Raw genomic sequence first — 21955 nt, forward strand, 5'->3', positions numbered from 1 at the left:
AGAAAGGAAAATCACTCAGGATGACCCGCGCACTCCTTTGCGCCCCTGCGTCTTCACGAGCAACCCACGTGAGCGAAGCGAACCTCCATCTCTCTGCGTCTCCGCGTGAATAAAATCTGTGAGCGAAGCGAACCCTGTCTCGAATTCCTCCCCTTGGGGGAGAGCCTGCCCTGAGCTTTGTCGAAGGGTCAGGAGGGGTCAATTCCTTTGCGTCTTGGCGGCTTTGCGAGAACCGACCGTGAGCGTAGCGAACCAAATCTGCTTCTCTGCGGCTCTGTGTGAAAAATCCTTCGATACAATTTTCCCGAGAAAGGAAAATCACTCAGGATGACCCGCGCACCCCTTTGCGCCCCTGCGCCTTTGCGAGACCTAAACGTGAGCGCAGCGAACCAAATCTGCTTCTCTGCGGCTCTGTGTGAATAAAACCCATTCGCGCAGCGAACTCTTTGCGTCTTGGCGGCTTCGCGAGAACCGACCGTGAGCGAAGCGAACCCTCTCCGTGCATCTCCCATCCTCCATTCCCCTCCGTGCAACAACACCGTGAGCGAAGCGAACCCTTTGCGTCCTTGCAACTTTGCGAGACCTAAACGTAAGCGAAGCGAACCTCCATCTCTCTGCGTCTCCGCGTGAATAAAATCTGTGAGCAAAGCGAACCCTTTGCGTCTTGGCGGCTTTGCGAGAACCGACCGTGAGCATAGCGAACCCCTATCTCGAATTCCTCCCCTTAGGGGAGAGCCTGCCCTGAGCTTTGTCGAAGGGTCAGGAGGTGTCAATCCCCATTATTTCATCGCAAGACACAATTATTCCCATGCAGACCCCGACAATTTTACCGCAACCCACGATAATTTCCGTGCAGATGGCCATCATTTCACTGTAGCAACCGACAATTCCAGTACAAATGCCAACAATTCCAATGTAAATGGTCATCATTACATAGTAGAGACCGATAATCCCCGTGCAGCAGCCGACCGTTCCAACGCAACTCCAGACAATTTCCCTGTAAGACCCATAAATACAGCCGCGTCCCGCAATAATGCAGCCGCCAGTCCAAATAATGAAACCCCGCATGTTTTAACATTCATTCACGCAACTCATTAAATCTTGCGACCTTCGGCTCGTTAGCCAACGACCAATACACCAGCATTGTCCGTTCTAAAGAAACTCGCAGGCCAGACCGCCATCTATGGATTGAGTTCCATTGTGGCGCGGTTTCTCAACTACCTGTTGGTACCGTTGCATACCGCTGTCTTTGTGCCGCAGCAATATGGCATCATCACCGAGATGTATGCCTACGTGGCCTTCCTCATCATCCTGCTCACCTACGGAATGGAAACGGCTTTCTTCCGTTTTAACTCAAAGGAAGGGCAAGAGCCGAAAACCGTATTCTCCACCATCCTGAGTTCGCTGCTCGGAACCACTTCCATGTTCATTCTGATGGCCGTGGTATTTGCCCAACCCATTGCCGATTGGTTGCTGTATCCCGACAATAAGGAATACGTGGTGTGGTTCGCCATCATCGTTGGTCTGGATGCCGTTTCGTCAATCCCATTGGCGCGACTCCGTTCGCAGAACAAGGCCAAGACATTCGCTGGGGTCAATATTGCCAATGTGGCCGTAAATGTTGGGCTGAACCTGTTCTTCCTCAAATACTGTCTGCCCTTGGTGAAAAGTGGTGGCGGCAACTGGCTTACCGACACGTTCTACGACCCGAACACAGGGGTCGGCTACGTGTTCATTGCCAACCTTTTGGCAAGTATCGTCAAGTTCCTGCTGCTGTCGCCAACCATGATCAGCGGGTTTGTCCGCCCTCATTTCCAACTGCTCAAACCCATGCTCATTTATGCCTTGCCATTACTGGTGGCAGGTTTGGCAGGGATGATGAATGAGATGTTCGACCGTGTAATGCTGAAGCGGCTGCTTATCCCGACCAAAGGAATGGATGCGGCCATGTTTCAATTGGGCATTTATGGGGCGTGCTACAAACTTTCCATCATCATTTCGTTGATGATACAGGCGTTCCGCTACGCGGCAGAACCGTTCTTCTTTTCGCAAGAGAAGGAAGCTGGCAGCAGACAGCTCTACGCCAAGGTCATGACCTATTTCGTGTGGGTATTGGCGGGCACCTTCCTGTTCGTGATGCTCTATCTCGACCTCTTCAAACACTTTATTCCGAACAAGATATACTGGGAAGGGCTCAAGGTCGTTCCGATATTGCTCATGGCAAACATTTTCCTCGGCATCTATTATAATCAGTCGGTGTGGTACAAGCTCACCGACAAGACCAGCTATGGCGCGGGGTTGGCCATCTTCGGGGCCATCATCACCTTGGTTTTGAACCTCCTCTTCATCCCCAAATACGGGTACATGGCATCGGCCTGGGCCACATTTGCCTGTTACGGTTCCATGATGGTGGTGTCTTATCTGCTTGGCAGGAAGTTCTACCCCGTTCCGTACGAGTTGGGCAAACTGACGCTGATGGTCGGTGGGGCCGTGGTTTTATACTGGGCAAGTGTCGTTCTTCGCGTTTCCGAAATGCCGTACGCCTTGGCCATCAACGTGATATTTTTACTGAGTTATGCGGCACTTTCGTGGTTCTTGCTCCGCCCCAATTTCAAGCTGAACAGGTGAGGTTCATTGCAGTCAAAAACCGTTTTAAACCAATGAGATGCAAGACATGATTTTTTGTAATAGCCCAAGCTCTTTCAACAAAATCATAACGAAGTCAGATCGTTGGTTTTGGGAGGTTCCGAAAGGGTTTCCACAGTCTAACGCATTCTTCCTCAAAATTTTTTGCATTATCTCGATAGTGCTTCAAAATTTTGAGTTGACTTCGAAAAGCCTGTGGAAATTTTGACGCTAATGAACCCCATCTGTTCAGCTTCCGTAGCTTTGCACGGCTTTTCACGAACCGAAACTGAATGGAAGTAGAAGTAGTCAATCGTTCAACCCACCATCTGCCCAATTACGAAACGGAGCTTTCGGCAGGCATGGATCTGCGGGCGAACATTGAAGTGGACATCGAACTGAAAAGCCTGGAACGCGCATTGGTACCAACGGGGCTGTTCATCGCGTTGCCCAAAGGAACAGAAGCGCAGATACGTCCGCGAAGCGGTATGGCCTACAAGCACGGTCTGACGGTTTTGAATTCGCCCGGAACCATTGATGCAGACTACCGTGGCGAGGTGAAAGTGCTGCTTGTCAACCTTTCGAACGAACCGTTTGTTATCAAGAACGGTGAGCGCATTGCCCAGATGGTGGTGGCAAAACACGAGCAGGTAGCTTGGAAAGAAGTGGAAACATTGAACGAAACGGTCCGCGGTGCAGGCGGATTCGGACACACAGGAAAGCATTGAGGAGACTGTTGCACATAGTACCGTTGGTGGTGTTGATGTTGGCCGTAAGTGTCGCATCCGCACAGCGGAGAAAGAAGAAGGAGAAAGGCCCCAGCTACGAGGAGCAGCGGCAGATAACCGAACTGTTCTTTGATGCCAGCAAGGAGAAGATGCTCGGCAACTACGAGGAGGCGGCCGCGCTGTACCACGAATGCATCAAGATCTATCCGAAACATGCTGCCTCGTACTACGAGTTGGGAAACCTGCTCACCATGAGCCAGCATGTAGACGAAGCGCTGCCCTTTGCCAAACGCGCGCTGGAACTCGACCCCGACAATGAGTGGTATGCGCTTTTTGCCGCAGAGATCCTTATGAATCTGAATGATTTTGAGCTTGCCGCCAAGATCTATGAAAGGCTGGTGGAACAGCATCCCGAAAAGGTGGAATACATGTACGAGCTGGCCACCACGTACATCTACATGAACAAGCCTGAAAAGGCGATTGACGCTTACAACAAGATCGAGGAACAATTGGGTGTGAGCGAGGAGATCTCGGTTCAAAAAGAGAAGATCTATTTGCAACTTGACCGTTTGGATGACGCGGTGAAAGAGCTGGAAAACCTGATCGCGAACTTCCCTGGCGAGCAACGCTATTTGGGTATGCTGGCGGAAGTTTACACCGCCAACGACATGCTGGATAAGGCATACGAAGTGTATGAGCGCATGATCAAAAACGATCCTGATGACCCGATCCTGCATCTGAATCTGGCGGAGTATTTCAAGAAGAAAGATGATTACGACCGTTCGTTCGAGGAACTGAAAGAAGCTTTCGGAAGCCCTGCGCTGGACATTGATCAGAAGATTCAGGTGATGATGTCCTATTACAATCTCACCGAAGGGAACGACAAGTTGCTTTCACAGGCCTATGAACTGCTTGACCTTCTGACCGCAGCACACCCGAAAGACGCCAAGGCATTTGCCATGAAGGCCGATTTTCTGCAACGCGATGGCAGGATCAAAGAAGCACGTGAGTCATTCTACAAGACCGTTGCCTTGGACAGCAGCCGATTCATGATCTGGAGTTCATTGGTGAACACGAGCTATGAGTTGGGCGATTATGACGCCATGGAACGCGACAGTCGCAAGGCGCTGGAACTGTTCCCAAACCAAGGTTTGATGTACCTGATGAACGGCATTGCCAACAACAGCCTGAAGCGGTATAAGGAAGCCACAGACATTTTGAATGAAGGTGAGGTTTTCACCCGTTCGGACACGTACCTGAATGTACAATTGCTTTCTGTTCTGGCGGATGCCTACAACAACTTGAAGCAGTATCAGGAATCGGACGAGGCATTTGATAAGGCGCTTAAAAAAGACCCTGTGAATGCGCTCATTCTGAACAATTACGCCTACTTCCTTTCGCTGCGCGCAGAGAAATTGGATAAGGCCGAAGAGATGTCGCGCAGGTCGAATGTGTTGCAATCGCGGCAGCCATCTTATCAGGACACGTATGCGTGGATCCTTTATCAGGAACAGAAGTACGAAGAGGCTTTGGAATGGATTCTGAAAGCGATGGAGAACGGAGGTTCCACAAGCGGCACCATCGTGGAGCATTATGGCGACATTCTATACAAATTGGGCGAGACCGAAAAGGCGATGGAAGAATGGAAAGCGGCCTTGGAACTGGGCGACCATAGCGATGAACTTCCCGAAAAAGTAAACGGCAACAAATTGCCATAGTTCTGGAATGAAGTTTCGTCTGTACCTTTTTCTGTCCGCACTTTCATTTTCCGCACTTGTGGGTTGCAAAACCACGCAAATGGCCACGCGACCTTCTGGTCTGCCGAGCATTACCACAGCCGCGTTGCTTGATTCGGTAAGGACCAACAGTCCAGAGACGATCGCTGCCAAATTGAGTGTGAATCACTCCACGGAGAAAGGCACACAATCGTTCGGAGCACGCATCCGCGCCAAGCGCGATAGTGTCATTTGGCTTTCCATCACGCCTGCATTGGGCATTGAAGTGGTACGTCTGGTGATCACACCCGACAGCATCAAAATGCTGAACCGCATCGACCAGAAATATTTTGTGGAGAGTTTTGAGAAGACGAACGAACTGCTGAAACTGGAGATCAACTTCCAAGTATTGCAATCGGTGCTCACGGGAGACTTCGTTTCGCTCTATCCCGAAGACCTGTATTTTCTCACACCGCTCGTAGATCTCTACACGCTCGAGGCCGACACGAACAAGGTCAATCACTCCGAATATCCACTCAAATTGAAACAGTACACGGAAGTGGATCCGAGTATATGGCGCGTTACACGATCGGTGCTAAACAATCCTGCACGCGATGAGCGCATATTGGCCGAGTACAACGATTTCCAGCAGTTGGGAACCATTGTTTTTCCGACCACGATGCGTTTCCGTACACAAGGAAAAGAGAATATTGCCGTTGATGTGAACTGGTCAAAGATCGAGGAGAAAACTACCTTGCGATTCCCTTTCAGCATTCCGAACAAGTATGTTCCGTACTAAACTCAGTCTTCTTTCTTTCGCGCTCATTTTCAGCTCGTTGCTGCTATTCGGGCAGAACAAGGACGAACTGAGCAAGCAGAAAGACCAGCTGCTGAAGGACATCGAGTTCACGAACAAACTACTGAGTGAGACCGAGCAGAACAAGAAGGCCACACTGGGCGAACTGAACCTGATCAACGCCAAGATCAATAAGCGGCAGGAGCTCATCAATACCATGCTTCGCGAAGCCGAGATCATCGGACGACAGATCGATGAGACCAAAGGCATTATTGAGTCGTTGGAGAACGACCTTGTCCGACTGAAGGAAGAGTACGCCAAAATGCTGTACTACACGTACAAGAATCAGAGCCAGTACGACCGTTTGATGTTCATTCTGTCTTCGGAGGATTTCAATCAGGCGTACAAACGCATCAAGTATTTCCAGCAGTACGCCAAGCACCGACAGGAGCAGGCTGCAGCCATTGAAACCACACGGAAAGTGCTGGAATCGCGAACGGAAGAACTGGCCGAGAAGAAAAAGAAAATGGCCTTCCTCTTGGAAGACAAGGAGCGAGAGAAATTGCAACTCTCCACCGAAAAAGAAGAACAGGACAAGGTGGTTCAGTCGCTTAAGTCGAAGGAAAGCCAACTGCGCAAGGACCTGAAGCAGAAGGAACGCGACCGCAAAAAGCTGGAAAGCGCCATTGCAAGGATCATTGAGGAAGAGATCCGAAAGGCCAAGGCCAAAGCCGAGAAAACAGGCGCCAAGGTTACAAAATCAGGTTTTGCGCTTACGCCAACTGAAATGGCGCTTTCAGGGAAATTCAACGAGAATGAAGGGAAACTTCCATGGCCGTCAGAACGTGGGGTCATCACTTCGTTGTTCGGTGTGCAGCCGCATCCAACGCTTCGCGACATTAAGATCGAGAACAACGGAATCGACATCACTACGGACAAAGATTCGAAAGCACGTGCTGTTTTTGAAGGCGTGGTAAGTATTGTAATGTCCGTTCCTGGAGCGCACAAGGCCGTAATGGTAAAGCACGGTGAGTTCATTTCGGTGTATTCCAATTTGGAGAATGTAGTTGTGCAGTCTGGTGACAAGGTCTCCGTAAAACAAGAACTCGGCACCATTGTGACCAACCGCGAGGACGGCAAAACCGTACTCCATTTCGAGATATGGAAAGGTGCCACCAAACTCAATCCGAGCAAATGGCTTGTGAGTAAAAAGTAATACCTTTGTCGTATGAATTTCGCATCGATAATCCTTGGTTTTTTCGGCCCTCAGGAGATCATCATCGTCCTGATCATCGTATTGCTTCTTTTCGGTGGCAGAAAAATTCCTGAACTCATGAAAGGTCTTGGAAAAGGCATCAAGGAATTCAAGGATGCCAGCAAAGCCGATGAACCCGATCAAATCTCTGAAAAGAAGGACTGATCTTCGGCCATTGTTGAATGGGCACCATTGCTTCCTACCATCAGGCACTCAAAAACGGCTCGACCACAGTAAGAAAAACGGTTGAAGACTTCTTGGCTCGTATCGAAGCCGAGAAGCATCTGAACGCATTTCTTGAAGTTTATGCGGATGAGGCATTGGCTGCTGCCGATGCGGCCGATCAGAAACTGAAAACAGGCTCAGCAGGAAGGCTCGCTGGTGTGGTCATCGGCATCAAAGACAATATCTGCTACGCGGATCATCACGTTTACGGGTCCAGCAAGATCCTTGGTGGGTTCGAATCACTTTACAGTTCCACGGCAGTTGAAAAACTGCTTGCCGAAGATGCCATCATCATTGGCCGTTTGAACTGTGATGAGTTCGCCATGGGAAGTTCCAATGAGAACTCAGCCTACGGAAATGTGCTCAATCCGCTGGACAACGCGCGTGTACCTGGCGGTTCATCGGGCGGTTCTGCCGTTGCGGTTGCCGCTGGTCTCTGCCATGTTTCGCTTGGTTCGGAAACTGGAGGTTCAGTACGTCAACCAGCATCTTTCTGCGGCATTGTGGGCGTAAAACCGACCTACGGGCGTGTTTCGCGCCACGGGCTTTTGGCATTCGCTTCAAGTTTTGACCAGATCGGTCCATTCGCCAAAAATGTAGAAGATGCAGCGTTGGTTCTGGAAGTGATCGCGGGAAGCGATGCGTTTGACAGCACGGTGTCGAGCAAACCCGTTCCGAGTTACACACCATCGGCCGAAGGCAAAAAGAAGTTCGCTTACCTGAAAGAGTGTGTGGACAATGAGGCCATTGCGCCAGCCATCAAACACCACTTTTTGGAGGTCGTTGAAAAGCTGAAAGCAGACGGCCACATGGTGGAAGCTGTCGATTTCCCTGTGTTGGATTACCTGATCCCGACCTATTACGTGCTTACAACAGCCGAAGCTTCATCCAACCTTTCGCGGTATGATGGCATGCGCTACGGTTATCGCAGTCCGCGCGCCACCGATCTGGAAAGCACCTACAAGCTTTCGCGTTCGGAAGGTTTCGGAACTGAAGTGAAACGCAGGATCATGCTCGGAACGTTCGTTCTTTCAGCAGGATATTACGATGCTTATTACGGCAAGGCGCAGAAAGTGAGACGCCTGCTGAAGAATACGACTGACGAACTCTTCGCCAAGTACGATATGCTGCTCTCTCCCACCACGCCAGATGTAGCGTTCAAATTTGGAGAGAATGCAGATGACCCGATCAAGATGTATCTGGAAGACATTTACACGGTTTTCGCCAACTTGGTGGGCATTCCTGCCATTTCGGTTCCAATGGGCGAAAAAGACGGCCTTCCGTTCGGAATTCAAGTAATGGCCGATCAGTTTGAAGAGGCGCAAATGTTCAGCTACGCCAAATACATAATGGACGATTGTTGTGAGCAACTCGTCTAAAACTCAAGCATCTTGCTGCGCAGAAATTCTGCATCTCGCTCTGGCTTGGATAATTTTGTTAGAACATGCTGCGTTATAAAATCACAAAAGTGGAAATGATGAGGCGCGCGGGATTATCGGTTCTTTTGGTGTTGGCAACGGCTTTCAGTTCGTTTGCTGGCGGTTCGGATACATCAAAGGTCGAGCTACCGAAAGACGACCCGATCCTGGCCGCGTTAGACAGCATGGCCACGGCCCGATTCTTCTTGGCGAGTGAGTTTACTACGGACACGGTTCTGCTGAATAAGCGCAAATGGAAAAAGGATGAAATTCCTGTGTTTGATGACGCGCATTACAGGGAAGCCTTCAAAAAAATGGACCGTGAAAGTCCGTTCAACTTGGTTTACAACGCACCTGTAAAAGCCTACATCGATGCGTATCTGGGCAAGAATCGCGACAAGGTCGGACGCCTTTTAGGATTGGCAGAACTGTACTTTCCGATGTTCGAAGAAACGCTGGACCGTTACGACCTTCCGCTCGAACTGAAATACTTGGCCATTGTAGAATCTGCGCTGAATCCGGATGCACGTTCGCGCTCAGGTGCCATGGGACTTTGGCAGTTCATGTACCGCACAGGTAAAATCTATAACCTGAACTCCACTTCGTATGTGGACGAGCGCAGAGACCCGTACAAATCAACACAGGCAGCATGCGAGTATTTCCGCTTTCTGTATGATATGTTCGGAGATTGGCAGTTGGTTTTGGCGGCTTACAATGGTGGTCCAGGAAACTTGCTCAAGGCCATCAGACGTTCTGGTGGAAAACGCGATTACTGGGAACTCCGTCCGTTCCTGCGTCAGGAAACGCAAGGTTACGTTCCTGCCTTCATGGCGGTGAACTACGTGATGCAGTATGCGGCCGAGAATAACGTTTATCCCGTCCAGCCCAAGTTCTTCAGCTATGAGTTGGACACGGTTGTGGTGCATAAGCACACCGATCTGGTAACGCTTTCGGCTGTCTTACAGATCCCGTATGCCGAGGTAGCTTTTTTGAATCCGATGTACCGCCACAATATTGTTCCAGAGACGGACGAGGGAATGTCGTTGATTCTTCCGAAGGATAAGATCGGAGTGTTTCTCACAAATCAGGCTGATATCTACCAGCTTGGAAAAGAACCGCTGAACATGGCCTTTGCCAACCAGGGCGAGATCATGAAGGAGACCCGAAAGACCCATAAAGTGAAGTATGGCGAAACGCTTGGCGGCATTGCAGCTCGTTATCGCGTCAGCGTTTCGGATCTCCGCGATTGGAATGGCATCCGCGGTAACCTCATTCGTGAAGGACAGACATTGGTGCTTTATACCCAAACGGCAAGCCCATCGCAATCGAGTTCTACCGCAACGGTTTCAGAATCTTCGGACAAAGGTGGCCGCTACCACGTGGTGCAGGCGGGTGACACACTCTGGGGAATTGCCAAGAACAATGGCATTTCAGTGGAGAAACTCCGAGAACTGAACAACATTTCCAATCATTATCAGTTGAAGATCGGTACAAAACTGAAGATCGGCTGATATGGGAATCTTTCAACGCAGAGAAATTGAAAAACTAAGAAATAGGGTCTTCCTGTTTCTGCTTCCATTGTTGCTTTTTGCCTGCAACCCTCCTGAAATGCCTCTTCCGGGCATTACCGGGAAAGCCGGTGAATTGGTGGTTGTGATGGACGAGAAGGAATGGAAAGGTCTACCTGGCGATACGGTTTTCAACACACTTTCGCAGCACGTTTACGGACTGCCTCAACCAGAACCGATGTTCAATGTGGTGCACATCAAATCGGATGCCTTTACCAAGATATTCCAAACACATCGGAATCTGCTGATAACCAGCATCGGGCCTGAATACAAGAAGCGCATTGAACTGAAAACGGACGTTTGGTCCACACCTCAGGTGGTCATTGAAATTGCCGCACCCACAGAAGAGGAGTTCATTGAGCTTTTTTCGGCCAACGCCTCACGCATTATTGGTCACGTGCTGAAAAAAGAAGAAGCGCGCGTCATCAAAAGCTACGCTTCGCAACTGAACAAAGAAGCTGCTGGGAAGATCAAATCCAAGTTCGGTGTCTCACTCAGCCTCCCGTATGGCTACAATATTGCAACCGATGAAGACGATTTCATTTGGGCGCGCTATGAGGACAAGGATATCACGCAAAGCGTTCTTATTTATTCAGAACCTTACGAAAAGGAGAATACGTTCACCAAGGAAGGAATGGTCGAGGCGATGGACCGCTTCTCCAAGAACTATGTTCCCGGGCCTGAAAATGGAACGTTCATGAGCGTTTACACGGATTATCCACCATTGTTTGAGGAAACCTCCATCGGTGGCCGATATGCCTCCAAACTGACGGGAATGTGGACGGTGGAAGGTGCTTTGATGGGCGGTCCGTTCGTCAGTTACGCCACCCTTAACCCCACAGAAACCCGCGTAATCTATCTGCATGGCTTTGTTTATGCCCCAGGCAAGAACAAACGCAACTACATGCGGCAGGTGGATGCCATTCTGAACAGCGCATCGCTGAACTGAGGATTTGTCGTGTAAAGGTTAGTTGAGACCCAGATGAAGAATTTACCTTTATCTGACTAACCAAACGACACATACGATCATGAAACACATTTTACTTTTTGCTGCCGTACTGTTCTCTTTCGGCAGTTTCGCCCAAACATGTACACCAGATGCCAATTATTCGGGTGCACCTGCTGGCCTGTATCCGAGCGGCCCCTTGGGCCCAACATGCGAGCTGATCGCCCCAAAGACCATTGTGAGCCTTACCGACACCACGATGTACAACGCTACAATTTCGCAGAATGTAACGCTCTACATCACGCGGATGCGCATCAATTCGGTGTCCGGTCTCCCAAGCGGACTCGCGTTAAGTACGGATGTGATGGCCTCGGCCGATGCCAACGGGCCTTGGGGTTATTGGGACAACACCGGTTCGGTGCCCAACCAGACCGCAGCTTTCGGATGCGCATACGTTTATGGAACAGGTGGAGATTGGGATGCCGCCATCGGTGGCGGACCGAACAACGATGGTGCTTATCCATTGGTCTTTGAAGTGGATGCTTACATTCAATCCACCAATCCGGCTGGCATTGCAGCATTCATCGGTGCTCCTACCTGGGTAAGTGCGGTGTCTCCAAGTTTAGGAGGCGGAGCGTTTTTCATCTACGATACGCTGGTCGTAGCTTCCGATTATGCCAACATCAGCACCACCATTTCTGGAAGTACGAATGTTGACCCGGTAACCCAATACATGTATTCTGTTCCGCAGGACCCGAATGTGACCTATGCTTGGACAGCAACCAACGGAACGATTGTTTCCGGACAGGGAACAAACCAAGTAACGGTTGAATGGAACGGTAGCGGAAACATTCAGGTTGACCTGACAGATGGCGGCTGCCAAGGAACAGACAACATGGATGTAACGGCCAACCCAACAGGTTTGGATGAGGTTGCAGGCATAAGCGCAAGCATTTACCCAAATCCGAACAACGGTGTTTTCACGCTACGCATAGGAGCTACGGATGCTATTTCTGTACGCGTAATGGATGTTTCTGGTAAGATCATCAGCTCCAAACAGTTCAACGGCAGTGCGCTTTACAGTTTCGACCTGCAGGATGCTCCGGCAGGGGTTTACCTGATGGAGATCGAAACGGAGCAGGGAAGAACCTTCAAACGATTGGTGAAGAACTGATTCATTCCGCTTCTTGAAATTGGAAAGGCGCTCTGAAAATTCAGAGTGCCTTTTTTGTCTTAACGGTGTTGGAAGTGTAATTTATCACAAAAAATTGTTTAGTCATTTGGAATATTGATTATACCTTGTGTCATACTTAACTAAATGACCATGAAAAACAAGACTTTACTCCTACTATTTTCCATGTTGACCATACTTGGTACGGTCCGTTCCAAGGCACAAGGATGTTTTCCCGACCCTAATTTTGCAAGTGAAGGGTATGGCGCATATCCTGCCGGCCCTATGCTAACCGACTGTAGCGGGTCGAATTCTTATAAGACCATTATTTCTGTGACAGATACGGTAATGCCCAACCCTATAAATCCATCTCAACCCATTTCCACTTACATAGATGCCATGCGCATCGTTGGTGATACGGGGCTTCCTGCCGGCCTGATCATCGAAACGGATGTATTGAGCAGCGCAACGGCCCAATCTCCATACGGCACATGGGTCAATGGCGGTTCTGTTGGGCAGGGATTGATCGCTGCTATCGGATGTCTCAATATTACCGGAGATCCCACTGATTGGGCAGCTGCCTCATCAGGAGGCCCCAACAATGATGGGGTTTATCCGGTCACACTATCGATTGATTTGAGAATTGCTGGAACCGTGCCTGATATTTCGTTCCTGATTGCCAATGGCAGTTGGGCTTCTGAAACAGGTGGGCTGGTGGGACCAATCACTTTGGAGCTTGAACTACATGTGAACGACACCGACTGCAACGGAACCCTGTTTGCCTTTCCCGAAGTTGTGGCGGACAATGACACGACCCAAAACTGCGATGGAGAAGTCAACGTGGAGGTGTACAACGGGGTTCCGCCTTACTCATTCACTTTCTCAACAGGTGCAACCGGAAGCTCTTCGCTGACGGGACTCTGCCCGGGACTCTATTCCGTGTCCATAACTGATGCAAACGGAGCTTCTGCGATAACGGATTTTGTGATCGGTTCATCACAGAATGTCTATTCAAACGTTGGTAGTGGCGGTGTTTGGCCTCCTGCTGGTGCTGACACACTTTTCAGTTCTTACGCTACATGTGATATTGATTACAACCTGCCGCTCGATTCATTTGAAATTGTGAGTGCCGTAACCTCTGGACCTGATACATGCTTGGTCACCTGGGTCGTTTGGCAGCAGGGTGCTCCTTATACAGTTACGTCCATCTATCCATTCTTAGGGTCGAACCCAACGGTTTTTTCGTTGATGCTTTGGTGCGAAAACGGTCGCTCCACATTGGGTGAGTTTGAGATCTATGAATTCATGGATCTCTCGGTAGGAATTCAGGAACATGCATCCTCCATCAACGCTGAGGTCTTCCCAAATCCAAGCTCAGGACTTTTCAATTTGAGATTGGAAACGACAAAATGGGCAGCCGTTCGGATATCTGACCTGTCCGGAAGATTGATCGCAAACCGACAGTTCAACGGCAGCACGCTTTACAGTTTCGACCTGCAGGGTGCTCCGGCAGGGGTTTACTTGATGGAGATCGAAACGGAGCAGGGAAGAACCTTCAAACGATTGGTGAAGAACTGATCTTACAAGGTAAGGGCTTCATTGACATGGTTATAGCGATAAATATCCTGAACCTGCTGTTTCCGTGAAATCATTGTTAATTTAGTCCTTCATTTATCGTGATCCAAGGCCATGAAACAAGTAGTTCTTTTAGTGTTCTCTATAATCCTGTACTGTAAAGGATACGGTCAAACATGTGCTGATTCATTGTATGCGCCTAATGGTTTCGGTTTGTACCCAGGCGGATACTTCATGCGCGCATGTAACGAACTGTCAGATGACAAAACCTTCATTGGAAAGGTTCGGCACCTTGCATTATCCCCTTCTTTAGACTCCCAGATAGTTTACTTTGACGCGGTTAAAATCGATACGGTTTATTATTTACCTCCTGGCTTTGAACTCACCACAGATGTTATGTCTTCCGCAACACCGGATGCCCCATACGGAATATGGGAAAGTCCAGACCCAATGAATAATGTTCCTTCCATTGGGTGTATTTCCATCTCCGCGTCCCAATCAGCATGGGATAGTGCCTCAACTTACAGTGGGATATGGAGTTTAACTCCGGGAATAAACACCTTTGCGTTAAGACTGGGTTATAGGGTTTTATCCACCGACCCTGATATTTCCTTTCTTTATCCTCCGGGCGTATGGACCTCTGAATCAGACCCTTTTCTTCTATCAAATGGTATTGATCGACTTGATACGGCAATCAATGCAACAATCTGCGGAGATATTTGGGCTTACCCTGAAGTCACTCCTGACAACTTTTTCTCATCTGCATGTGAAGGCACGGTTGATGTTACAGGGCTGAATGGAACTCCTCCATATTCTTATCAGTTTTCCAATGGCATTACGAACAGTACAGGACAACTTGATTCTCTATGTGTTGGGGTCTATACTGTAGAGGTGACAGATGCCAACGGCTATACAGCGACAGCCACTTTTGCAATCCCTGCCGACTCCAGTATCTACTCCAATATTGCTGCTTCTCAGATATGGATTCCATCGGACACATCCTACGCATATGCTCAGACGTGCGATCTTGACTACACTCTTCCTGTTGATTCTTTTCTATTGGTTGATTCTGTTCAGATAACTGCGGATACTATGATTGCGACTTGGATTGTTTACCAGTTAGGCGATACATTTACTATAACTGGTTTCTACCCATTTCAAGGCTATGGTCCTTCTACCTTGGCATTAGTGGTCTTTTGTATGAATGGCCGATCTCAGCCTGGCGTATTTGCGTTTTTCGATTTCGTAAACATTGGAACAGGTATTTTACCGGAAGAGCCCAGAATTGTTTCTCAGGTCTTCCCAAATCCAAGCTCAGGACTTTTCAATTTGAGATTGGAAACGACAAAATGGGCAGCCGTTCGGATATCTGACCTGTCCGGAAGATTGATCGCAAACCGACAGTTCAACGGCAGCACACTTTACAGTTTCGACCTGCAGGATGCTCCGGCAGGGGTTTACCTGATGGAGATCGAAACGGAGCAGGGAAGAACCTTCAAACGATTGGTGAGGAACTGATCTTTCCGCTTCTTGAAATTGGAAAGGCGCTCTGAAAATTCAGAGTGCCTTTTTCATATCAATCCTCTCGATTTGAGTTCCAAGTACTTATTGACCGTGTTGGTGGTCAGGTCTTCCGGTCGGGTCTTAATGGCCTGAATTCCCGCAGTTCGCAATTCATAGACGATCTGCGTAAGCTCCTCACTCAACTTATCGGCCATGACCTTCGATGCCATATCAAGGGTTGTTTGTATCGGCTCTTGCCGGAATGTCTCAAGCTCCGTGTTCTCAAAGAATGTGACCACCAACAGATGGTCGCGATTCAACCGTTTCAATTGCGGCAACACCCTTTTCAGCGCATTCAAACTCTGAAAATTGGTGAACAGAAACAGCAGCGAACGGTTGCGGATGCGGGTTTTAATGGACGTGAAAAGCTCTGCGTAATTGGCTTCGTTTGTGCTGCTTTCCTGATTGTAAAGCGCATCCATAATACGGCTCAGTTGGTTGTTCTTTCGCTGCGCGGGAACATAAACACCGAGAGTCTTTGAGAATGACATGAGCCCAGAATGGTCCTGGTTCTTCAACGCAATATTGAGAATGGCCAAGCTGGTATTGATGGCGTAATCCATCAGGCTCATTCCATTGAACGGCATGCGCATGGTGCGGCTCTGGTCGATGATCGCATACACTTTCTGCGAGCGCTCATCTTCATAGTTGTTCACCATCAGTTCGCCCATACGACTGCTTGCCTTCCAGTTCACGCTTCGCGGATCGTCCCCGATAACGTAATGACGGATGTCGCTGAACTCATATCCGTGTCCGATCCTTCGAAGCCTTCTGATTCCTTCATCCTGCCGCACAGAGTTGAAAGCCATCATCTCGAACTTCTGCATCTGTTCAAACGAAGGGTACACTTTCACCCGCTGCTGCTGCTCAATGGTCTTCCGGTATTCCACCAATCCCAATGGTGCTTCAAACAGGATATTGATGGAATTGAAGATGAACTCGCCCCGCTTTGCAGGAGTTAGTTGGTATTGAATGCTTCGTTCGTCATTGGCAGGCAGCTCTTCTCTCAACAGAAAATCCCGAACCTGAAACTGAACCGGAATCTCATCAATGATCCGCACCTGTATTGGCCGACCATTCCCATTTTTCATATACAGCTTTACAGAATTGGAATCGCTCAGAGAAAAATGTGGAGCTACTTTTCGTTCTACTTCTATGTTCTGTGCCAGTTGTTGGGCTGAGCGAATATCGACCGCTACGGCAACCAAGATCATCGCCAAAAGCAGAAATCCCGCATAAACCAGCCCGCTGAACGAAAAGCCCAATGCGAACACCGTTATGCAGAATCCGAGCAGATAGAACACCCGGTTGGTAAGGAAGATCGGTCTGAGCAGCCTCATCTCGGCACCTCGATCTCTTCTAAGATACCGTCCAGAATATCAACCGAAGTAAAGCCTTCCATCTCTGCCGTTGCACTCGGAATAAGACGATGGTTCAATACCGGAACGCAAGCGCGCTGCACATCGTCCGGTTTCACGTAATTGCGCCCCGCCAATGCTGCAAATGCTTTGGCCGTGCGCATAATGGCCAAAGACGCCCGCGGGGAGGCTCCCAAATAGATGGAGGCGTGATTGCGCGTGGCATTCACCACCTGCGTGATGTAGCGCAGGATGAGAGGTTCGATATGTACGCTCTCGATGAACCGTTCGCATTCCTTCATTTTATCGGCATTCATTACCGCATTCACCGTTTGGGAGATCGTCTGGTCAAAATCGCTCTGGAAACGTTCCAAAATGGCCATTTCCTCTTCTTCCGAAGGATAAGGAACCTTGATCTTGAACACGAAACGATCCAGTTGTGCCTCTGGCAGTCGGTAGGTTCCTTCCTGATCGATCGGGTTTTGCGTTCCGATAACGAGAAATGGATACTGCAACGCGTGCGTTTCTCCTTCCATGGTCACCTGTCGCTCCTCCATCACCTCAAAAAGCGCGGCCTGTGTTTTGGCCGGGGAACGGTTGATCTCGTCAATAAGCACGAAATTGGAGAAGATAGGCCCTTTGTGGAATGAGAAATTCCCTTTCTTCTGATCGAAAACCATGGTTCCCAACACATCCGAAGGCATGAGGTCCGGTGTAAACTGAATGCGTTTGAAATCCACGCTCAAGGTTCGGGCAATGAGTTTCACCAGCAGGGTTTTGGCCACGCCTGGAAATCCTTCGAGCAACACGTGCCCGTTGGTGAAAAGTGCTGCCAGCGTTTCCTCAATGGCGCTGTCCATACCCACGATCACCTTTTGCACTTCCGTTCTTATCTGACCCAGACTTTCTGATACCGGGTTATAGATCTTGGCCTGTTGCGCCAGCGTTTCTTCTACCGCAGTTACCTGTGGTTGTTCCTTATCCGTAGCTGCTGCTTCTTGCGGAGTTGGCGCGTTTTCGGGCGTTTCCTGTCCGTCTGTTGCGGGCTTTTCTTCTTCTGTCATCTTTTTGCCTGTTTGTAGTAATCTTCTAATCGGTTGTAGAGTTTGACCACTTCCTTCACCTTGGAAATGGGATTGTAAACAATGGTTCGCTCCAAGCGGAGAATGTCTTCTACCAACGCCAGATCGACCCGTGCCTTCTTAGAAATATGAAGGGCCGTTTGCTCGTCTTTCTTGTTGCGATTGTACCGGTAATGCCTACGGTTGAAATTATCGAACATCCGCATCAGTTCCACCGCCAGAAACCGGCCGCTGGTGGCGTTGTGGTACAGCACGCCAAGCGACTTTGCAAATGCAATGGACGTATTCTCCACCGCTGGAATGATCGGTATGGGTTTCTGCTCGCGCTTGCTTCTGAACATCAGAAACAGAATGACCGAGGCAACCAACGTCAACCACGCATATTTGAGCGGAGGATGTGCAAAAATGAATCGCAACGGGGTCCGTGCCTCATAGGTCTCTTCTCCGGGTTTGGGCCGATAGACCAAGTGATAGTCATCCCAAACAGATGGGCGGCTGCCCAAACTGGAAAGCACTTCGTTGGTGTACTCAAAACCGTCCTTCTTCATCAGGAAAAAGTTAGAGAACATGATGGGATTGGTGTGCAGGTACAGTCGTCCTTTGCCAATATCTGTGGCCAAAAAGTTGATGAACATGGTGTCTTTTCCTGTTTCGGTGCGGAAAAAACCCATCACCTCCATGTATTCCCAATCTTGGGTCTCGGTTGTAAGGCTGTCTGAGGTTTCGGCCAAATATGTGCTGTCCTGTACCTGTCCGAGTGAATCGATGATCAGGTCAGCAACATAGGCCGTGTCTTCTTCAACCGATTCCGACACTTCCTCTTCCGAGTATTCCTCATCATATTCTTCGTCATCGTACTCATCATCAAAAACGTAATTGGGGTCGGTGTTGATGAAACTCCACCATTTGTCGTCTATTCCAAACGGACCTTTATAACCATACTGGTGCGTATTGCCGAAGTTGGATGCCACCGGAAACACCGTTGAGCCTTCCGCCCAGTCCTCACCTCCAATGAAAATATTTCGGTCCGATGCCTCATCGAACAATTCTTGGGGCATTCGATTTGCGGCAATGAAAACGTTGTTTCCGCGTTCCATGAAATGGAAAAGGGCGGCCACCTCCGCAGAATCGAAATAGGCATTGTTTCCGAACAGGAAATAGTTGCAGCCCTGTGCCGTATCGAGCCAATCGGTTATCGGAATATCGGTGGTTATGAGTTCGCCTGTTGTTGATGAATCGAGCAACGCCTTGAACAGCGTCAGGTCGTAGGGTTCATCAGCATGCGTACTGAGGGTTTCATTCCAGTTGTGTTTGGGCATGAGGAAATACACCAAGGCGATCATGCCTACCACCACCAACACAACAAGCACTATGATGCCGATATTACTTCGGTTCCCCATTGGCAATTGTTGAGTTGAGTTGATCGAGAGAGGCAATGATGCCACTGTACTGCGAAGCATCGATCAGCAATTCTCCATACCACACATCATCAAAGGTCTGCACCGCGCTTCTGAACATCCTAAAAATGTTCTCGTCCTGTAATTCGTGCAGATACTGTTCGTTGGTCTTCCGCTTTTTCCAAACGATCATGCGCGCATCGATCAAACTCTGTAGCACCATCAGAAACTTGATGCGCAGCGCCTTTTTAAAATCGGACATGGCCATGGCCTCCTCGTAGATCCTATTGAGCGTGACCATGGGCAAATTCTCTTCAGCCTCCTCCAACGTCTGCGCTTCTATGCGCTCATGTTTCACTTCCTCCACGGGTCGCGCGTTGCGCAGAATAAGCACAAGCAAAACCACCACTATGAGCACGACCATTCCATAGGCCACATACTTGAATCCGGAAAGATCAGGAAGCGTGGTCTCCTCAGCCTCACGGGGTTTGCGTTCCCTTTTCTTATCCGGCTCATAGTTCATGTTCTTGATGCTTTTCTCCCAGGCCGTCCTATCAAGTTGAAGCCCATCATCCTCCGCCTTTCCAACGGAAGCCAGCAACAGAAAAAACACACATAAAACCACGACCCTTTGCATCAGCTGAACACGTCTTTTCTGAGAATCGTTACCGAATGCCGAGCGTCATCATCTCTTACAGGGAACAGCGCATCGATGCGCTGGCTCAATGAGGTTGCGGAGCGGATCTCCTTCAGGCTGTAGTAGCTCAAATGCATGGCGATATGCACAAGTGCGCTGAAAAGGAACAGCGTTGCCGCTGCGATCATTGCGGGCATCAGATAAAGTGCCAGAACATCGCTATCTGGCACCACGAAATAAGAGATGAACTCTACCAGTAGATCGCCTACAAATTCGCGCGTAAGCAGGGCTACCAGCATTATGGCAAAGCCATAGAACGCCACCAGCGCAAGCAACTTGCCGTAGTTTCTGCCAAGCATCTGTCGGGTTATCGTCCACGGACTTTCACCTTTGCCGGTATGGAAGACAAGCACCAGTAGCAGCCCGATAACGGGATACAGGAACGCGAACAGGAACGTCACTCCCAAGTTGATAAGAACGGCCGTTTCAATGACCGCCAACAGAATGGAGATCAGTATCACATTCCTCCAATTGAATGTGAACGTTGATGCTGCGCCTTCGGAACGGACGCGGTTCCAAACCGCCCAATGCGCAACCAGGAGCGAAGACAGAATGACGAGGAAACTACAGGCCATCCGTATCACATTTCCATCGGTGTGCAGGTACCAAATAGACGCATTCATGGCATACGCGGTGCTGTTCATCTTACCCTCGGCATTCACTCCCAAAACCCACCAGACCACGGTAAGCAATATGCCGAGACCTGACATGACCAACATGAGCAATCGTTTCTGGGCAAACAGAACCCGAATGGATTCCCAAAAAATGGCCGCGTTGGTCCGAATGCCTGTCAGTGAAAACTCGGAAGTGACCATGGGTTGTGCCGCCACGGATGGTGTCTCTTCTTCCCGTGTTTTGGCAACCATTCTCGGATAGACCACGAAGTAGGTAAGGATGAACGTGAGCGAAATAAGAATGGACAACAACCGAATGCTCCAATGTGCATCGGTAAATCTTGTCACGTAAGCCTCAATGGCTCCCGAGAGCACCAACAGCGGCATAAGTCCGAGCATGATCATCAGGCTTTTGCGACCGTTGATTCTGAAGGAATCCAGCCGTGAATACGAACCGGGAAACAGAATTCCTTTGGCAAGCACAAGACCAGCTGCACCGGCCAGCACGATGCACGAAATTTCAATCACCCCGTGCTGCCAAATGGTTAGAAACGACTCGAAGAACAGCCCTCGCTCAATGAAGAAATACTGGAAAACTCCCAGCATTACTCCGTTGTAGACGATGATAATGATGGTGCCGAACCCGATGAACAAACTGAGCACAAAGGTTCGGGCAGAGACCAAAATGTTGTTCAAGGTGATCTGAAAGAACATCTGCCCCATCTCGGGTCTCTTGTAAATGGCAAGCGGATCGCCTTTTTCAATGTTTTCCAGCGTGGTCTCTATGTATTCGGGGCCAAGAATGTAGGTGGCGAACGTCTTATCGTGCATACTGGAGAATATGCCGATGCCAATGGACACACATAGAATGATGAATGAAAGCAGAAACTGGCGCCTCCCTTCATAGATGGCCAATGGCAGATCGGTTTTCCAGAAGGCCACGATGTTCTTCCGGTAATTGCGCTGCGAGCGTTGCACCATAAGCGACAGGACCTCCACCACACCGTTGAGGTAGGCGCGCACCATCCGGTTCGGGTAGGTGGTGCGCGCAAACGAAAGGTCATCCACCGAGTCGATATACAGATGCGTAATGCTGTCGGGCCTTGCTTCCGTGCCTCGTTGCAGTTCCGCTTCCAGATTCTGCCACTTCTCCTTATTTTGCTCGATGAACTCGGTCTCCTTCATTTAGCTAAGCGAACGATAAAAAAACATCTTTAAGCAC

General features: G+C 49.4%; 18 protein-coding genes. 12 read left to right on the forward strand and 6 right to left on the reverse strand.

The genetic code is table 11. The features are described 5' to 3' along the window. Positions 1-759: 759 nt before the first annotated feature. The gene (locus GC178_05225; GenBank protein ID MBI1286962.1) at positions 760-1068 is read right to left on the reverse strand and encodes a hypothetical protein; all 309 of its coding nucleotides are present in this window, start codon (positions 1066-1068) and stop codon (positions 760-762) included. Positions 1069-1143: 75 nt separating this feature from the next. Between GC178_05225 and GC178_05230 the strand changes: the two genes are divergently transcribed. From GC178_05230 to GC178_05285, 12 genes are all read left to right on the forward strand, one after another. Next, the gene (locus GC178_05230; protein MBI1286963.1) at positions 1144-2628 is read left to right on the forward strand and encodes an oligosaccharide flippase family protein; all 1485 of its coding nucleotides are present in this window, start codon (positions 1144-1146) and stop codon (positions 2626-2628) included. A gap of 290 nt (positions 2629-2918) precedes the next feature. Then, positions 2919-3353 carry a dUTP diphosphatase gene (locus GC178_05235; GenBank protein MBI1286964.1) on the forward strand — a complete coding sequence of 145 codons (435 nt, stop codon included), beginning with the start codon at positions 2919-2921 and terminating at the stop codon, positions 3351-3353. Then, a complete protein-coding gene (locus GC178_05240) occupies positions 3350-5071 on the forward strand; it encodes a tetratricopeptide repeat protein (GenBank protein MBI1286965.1) in 1722 nt (573 codons plus the stop codon). Before GC178_05235 ends, GC178_05240 begins: the two co-directional genes overlap by 4 nt. 7 nt (positions 5072-5078) lie before the next feature. Then, positions 5079-5867, forward strand: a complete 789-nt coding sequence (locus GC178_05245) for a DUF4292 domain-containing protein (protein MBI1286966.1) — start codon at positions 5079-5081, stop codon at positions 5865-5867. Then, on the forward strand, positions 5854-7080 hold the full coding sequence (locus GC178_05250) for a peptidoglycan DD-metalloendopeptidase family protein (GenBank protein MBI1286967.1): 1227 nt from the start codon (positions 5854-5856) through the stop codon (positions 7078-7080). The genes GC178_05245 and GC178_05250 overlap by 14 nt, the downstream gene beginning before the upstream one ends. Before the next feature lie 12 nt (positions 7081-7092). Continuing rightward, positions 7093-7284: a twin-arginine translocase TatA/TatE family subunit gene (tatA, locus tag GC178_05255; GenBank protein ID MBI1286968.1), complete on the forward strand. Its 192-nt coding sequence runs from the start codon at positions 7093-7095 to the stop codon at positions 7282-7284. A 17-nt stretch (positions 7285-7301) separates the two neighbouring features. Next, positions 7302-8723, forward strand: coding sequence for an Asp-tRNA(Asn)/Glu-tRNA(Gln) amidotransferase subunit GatA (gene gatA, locus GC178_05260; GenBank protein ID MBI1286969.1), 1422 nt, complete (start codon positions 7302-7304; stop codon positions 8721-8723). A gap of 65 nt (positions 8724-8788) precedes the next feature. Continuing rightward, positions 8789-10273, forward strand: coding sequence for a LysM peptidoglycan-binding domain-containing protein (locus GC178_05265; GenBank protein MBI1286970.1), 1485 nt, complete (start codon positions 8789-8791; stop codon positions 10271-10273). 1 nt (position 10274) lies between these two features. After that, entirely contained in the window at positions 10275-11279 is a 1005-nt protein-coding gene (locus GC178_05270) for a DUF4837 family protein (GenBank protein MBI1286971.1), read from the forward strand. A 79-nt stretch (positions 11280-11358) separates the two neighbouring features. After that, positions 11359-12450, forward strand: coding sequence for a T9SS type A sorting domain-containing protein (locus tag GC178_05275; protein MBI1286972.1), 1092 nt, complete (start codon positions 11359-11361; stop codon positions 12448-12450). A 144-nt stretch (positions 12451-12594) separates the two neighbouring features. Then, positions 12595-14025, forward strand: coding sequence for a T9SS type A sorting domain-containing protein (locus GC178_05280; GenBank protein ID MBI1286973.1), 1431 nt, complete (start codon positions 12595-12597; stop codon positions 14023-14025). A 111-nt stretch (positions 14026-14136) separates the two neighbouring features. Continuing rightward, entirely contained in the window at positions 14137-15540 is a 1404-nt protein-coding gene (locus tag GC178_05285; protein MBI1286974.1) for a T9SS type A sorting domain-containing protein, read from the forward strand. A gap of 53 nt (positions 15541-15593) precedes the next feature. On the opposite strand, the gene GC178_05290 is transcribed toward GC178_05285, so the two are convergent. From GC178_05290 to GC178_05310, 5 genes are read right to left on the reverse strand one after another with little or no spacing between them, the layout of a single operon-like run. Continuing rightward, positions 15594-16925, reverse strand: coding sequence for a DUF58 domain-containing protein (locus GC178_05290; protein MBI1286975.1), 1332 nt, complete (start codon positions 16923-16925; stop codon positions 15594-15596). Then, a complete protein-coding gene (locus GC178_05295; GenBank protein ID MBI1286976.1) occupies positions 16922-18007 on the reverse strand; it encodes an AAA domain-containing protein in 1086 nt (361 codons plus the stop codon). Before GC178_05295 ends, GC178_05290 begins: the two co-directional genes overlap by 4 nt. Next, positions 18004-19425, reverse strand: coding sequence for a hypothetical protein (locus tag GC178_05300; protein ID MBI1286977.1), 1422 nt, complete (start codon positions 19423-19425; stop codon positions 18004-18006). The genes GC178_05295 and GC178_05300 overlap by 4 nt, the downstream gene beginning before the upstream one ends. Beyond that, positions 19409-20023 (reverse strand): hypothetical protein, encoded by a 615-nt coding sequence (locus GC178_05305; GenBank protein MBI1286978.1) that lies wholly within the window; start codon positions 20021-20023, stop codon positions 19409-19411. Before GC178_05305 ends, GC178_05300 begins: the two co-directional genes overlap by 17 nt. Before the next feature lie 35 nt (positions 20024-20058). After that, positions 20059-21918 (reverse strand): hypothetical protein, encoded by a 1860-nt coding sequence (locus tag GC178_05310; protein ID MBI1286979.1) that lies wholly within the window; start codon positions 21916-21918, stop codon positions 20059-20061. Between the last annotated feature and the right edge of the window lie 37 nt (positions 21919-21955).

This window comes from Flavobacteriales bacterium, assembly GCA_016124845.1.
Classification (GTDB): Bacteria; Bacteroidota; Bacteroidia; order UBA10329; family UBA10329; genus UBA10329.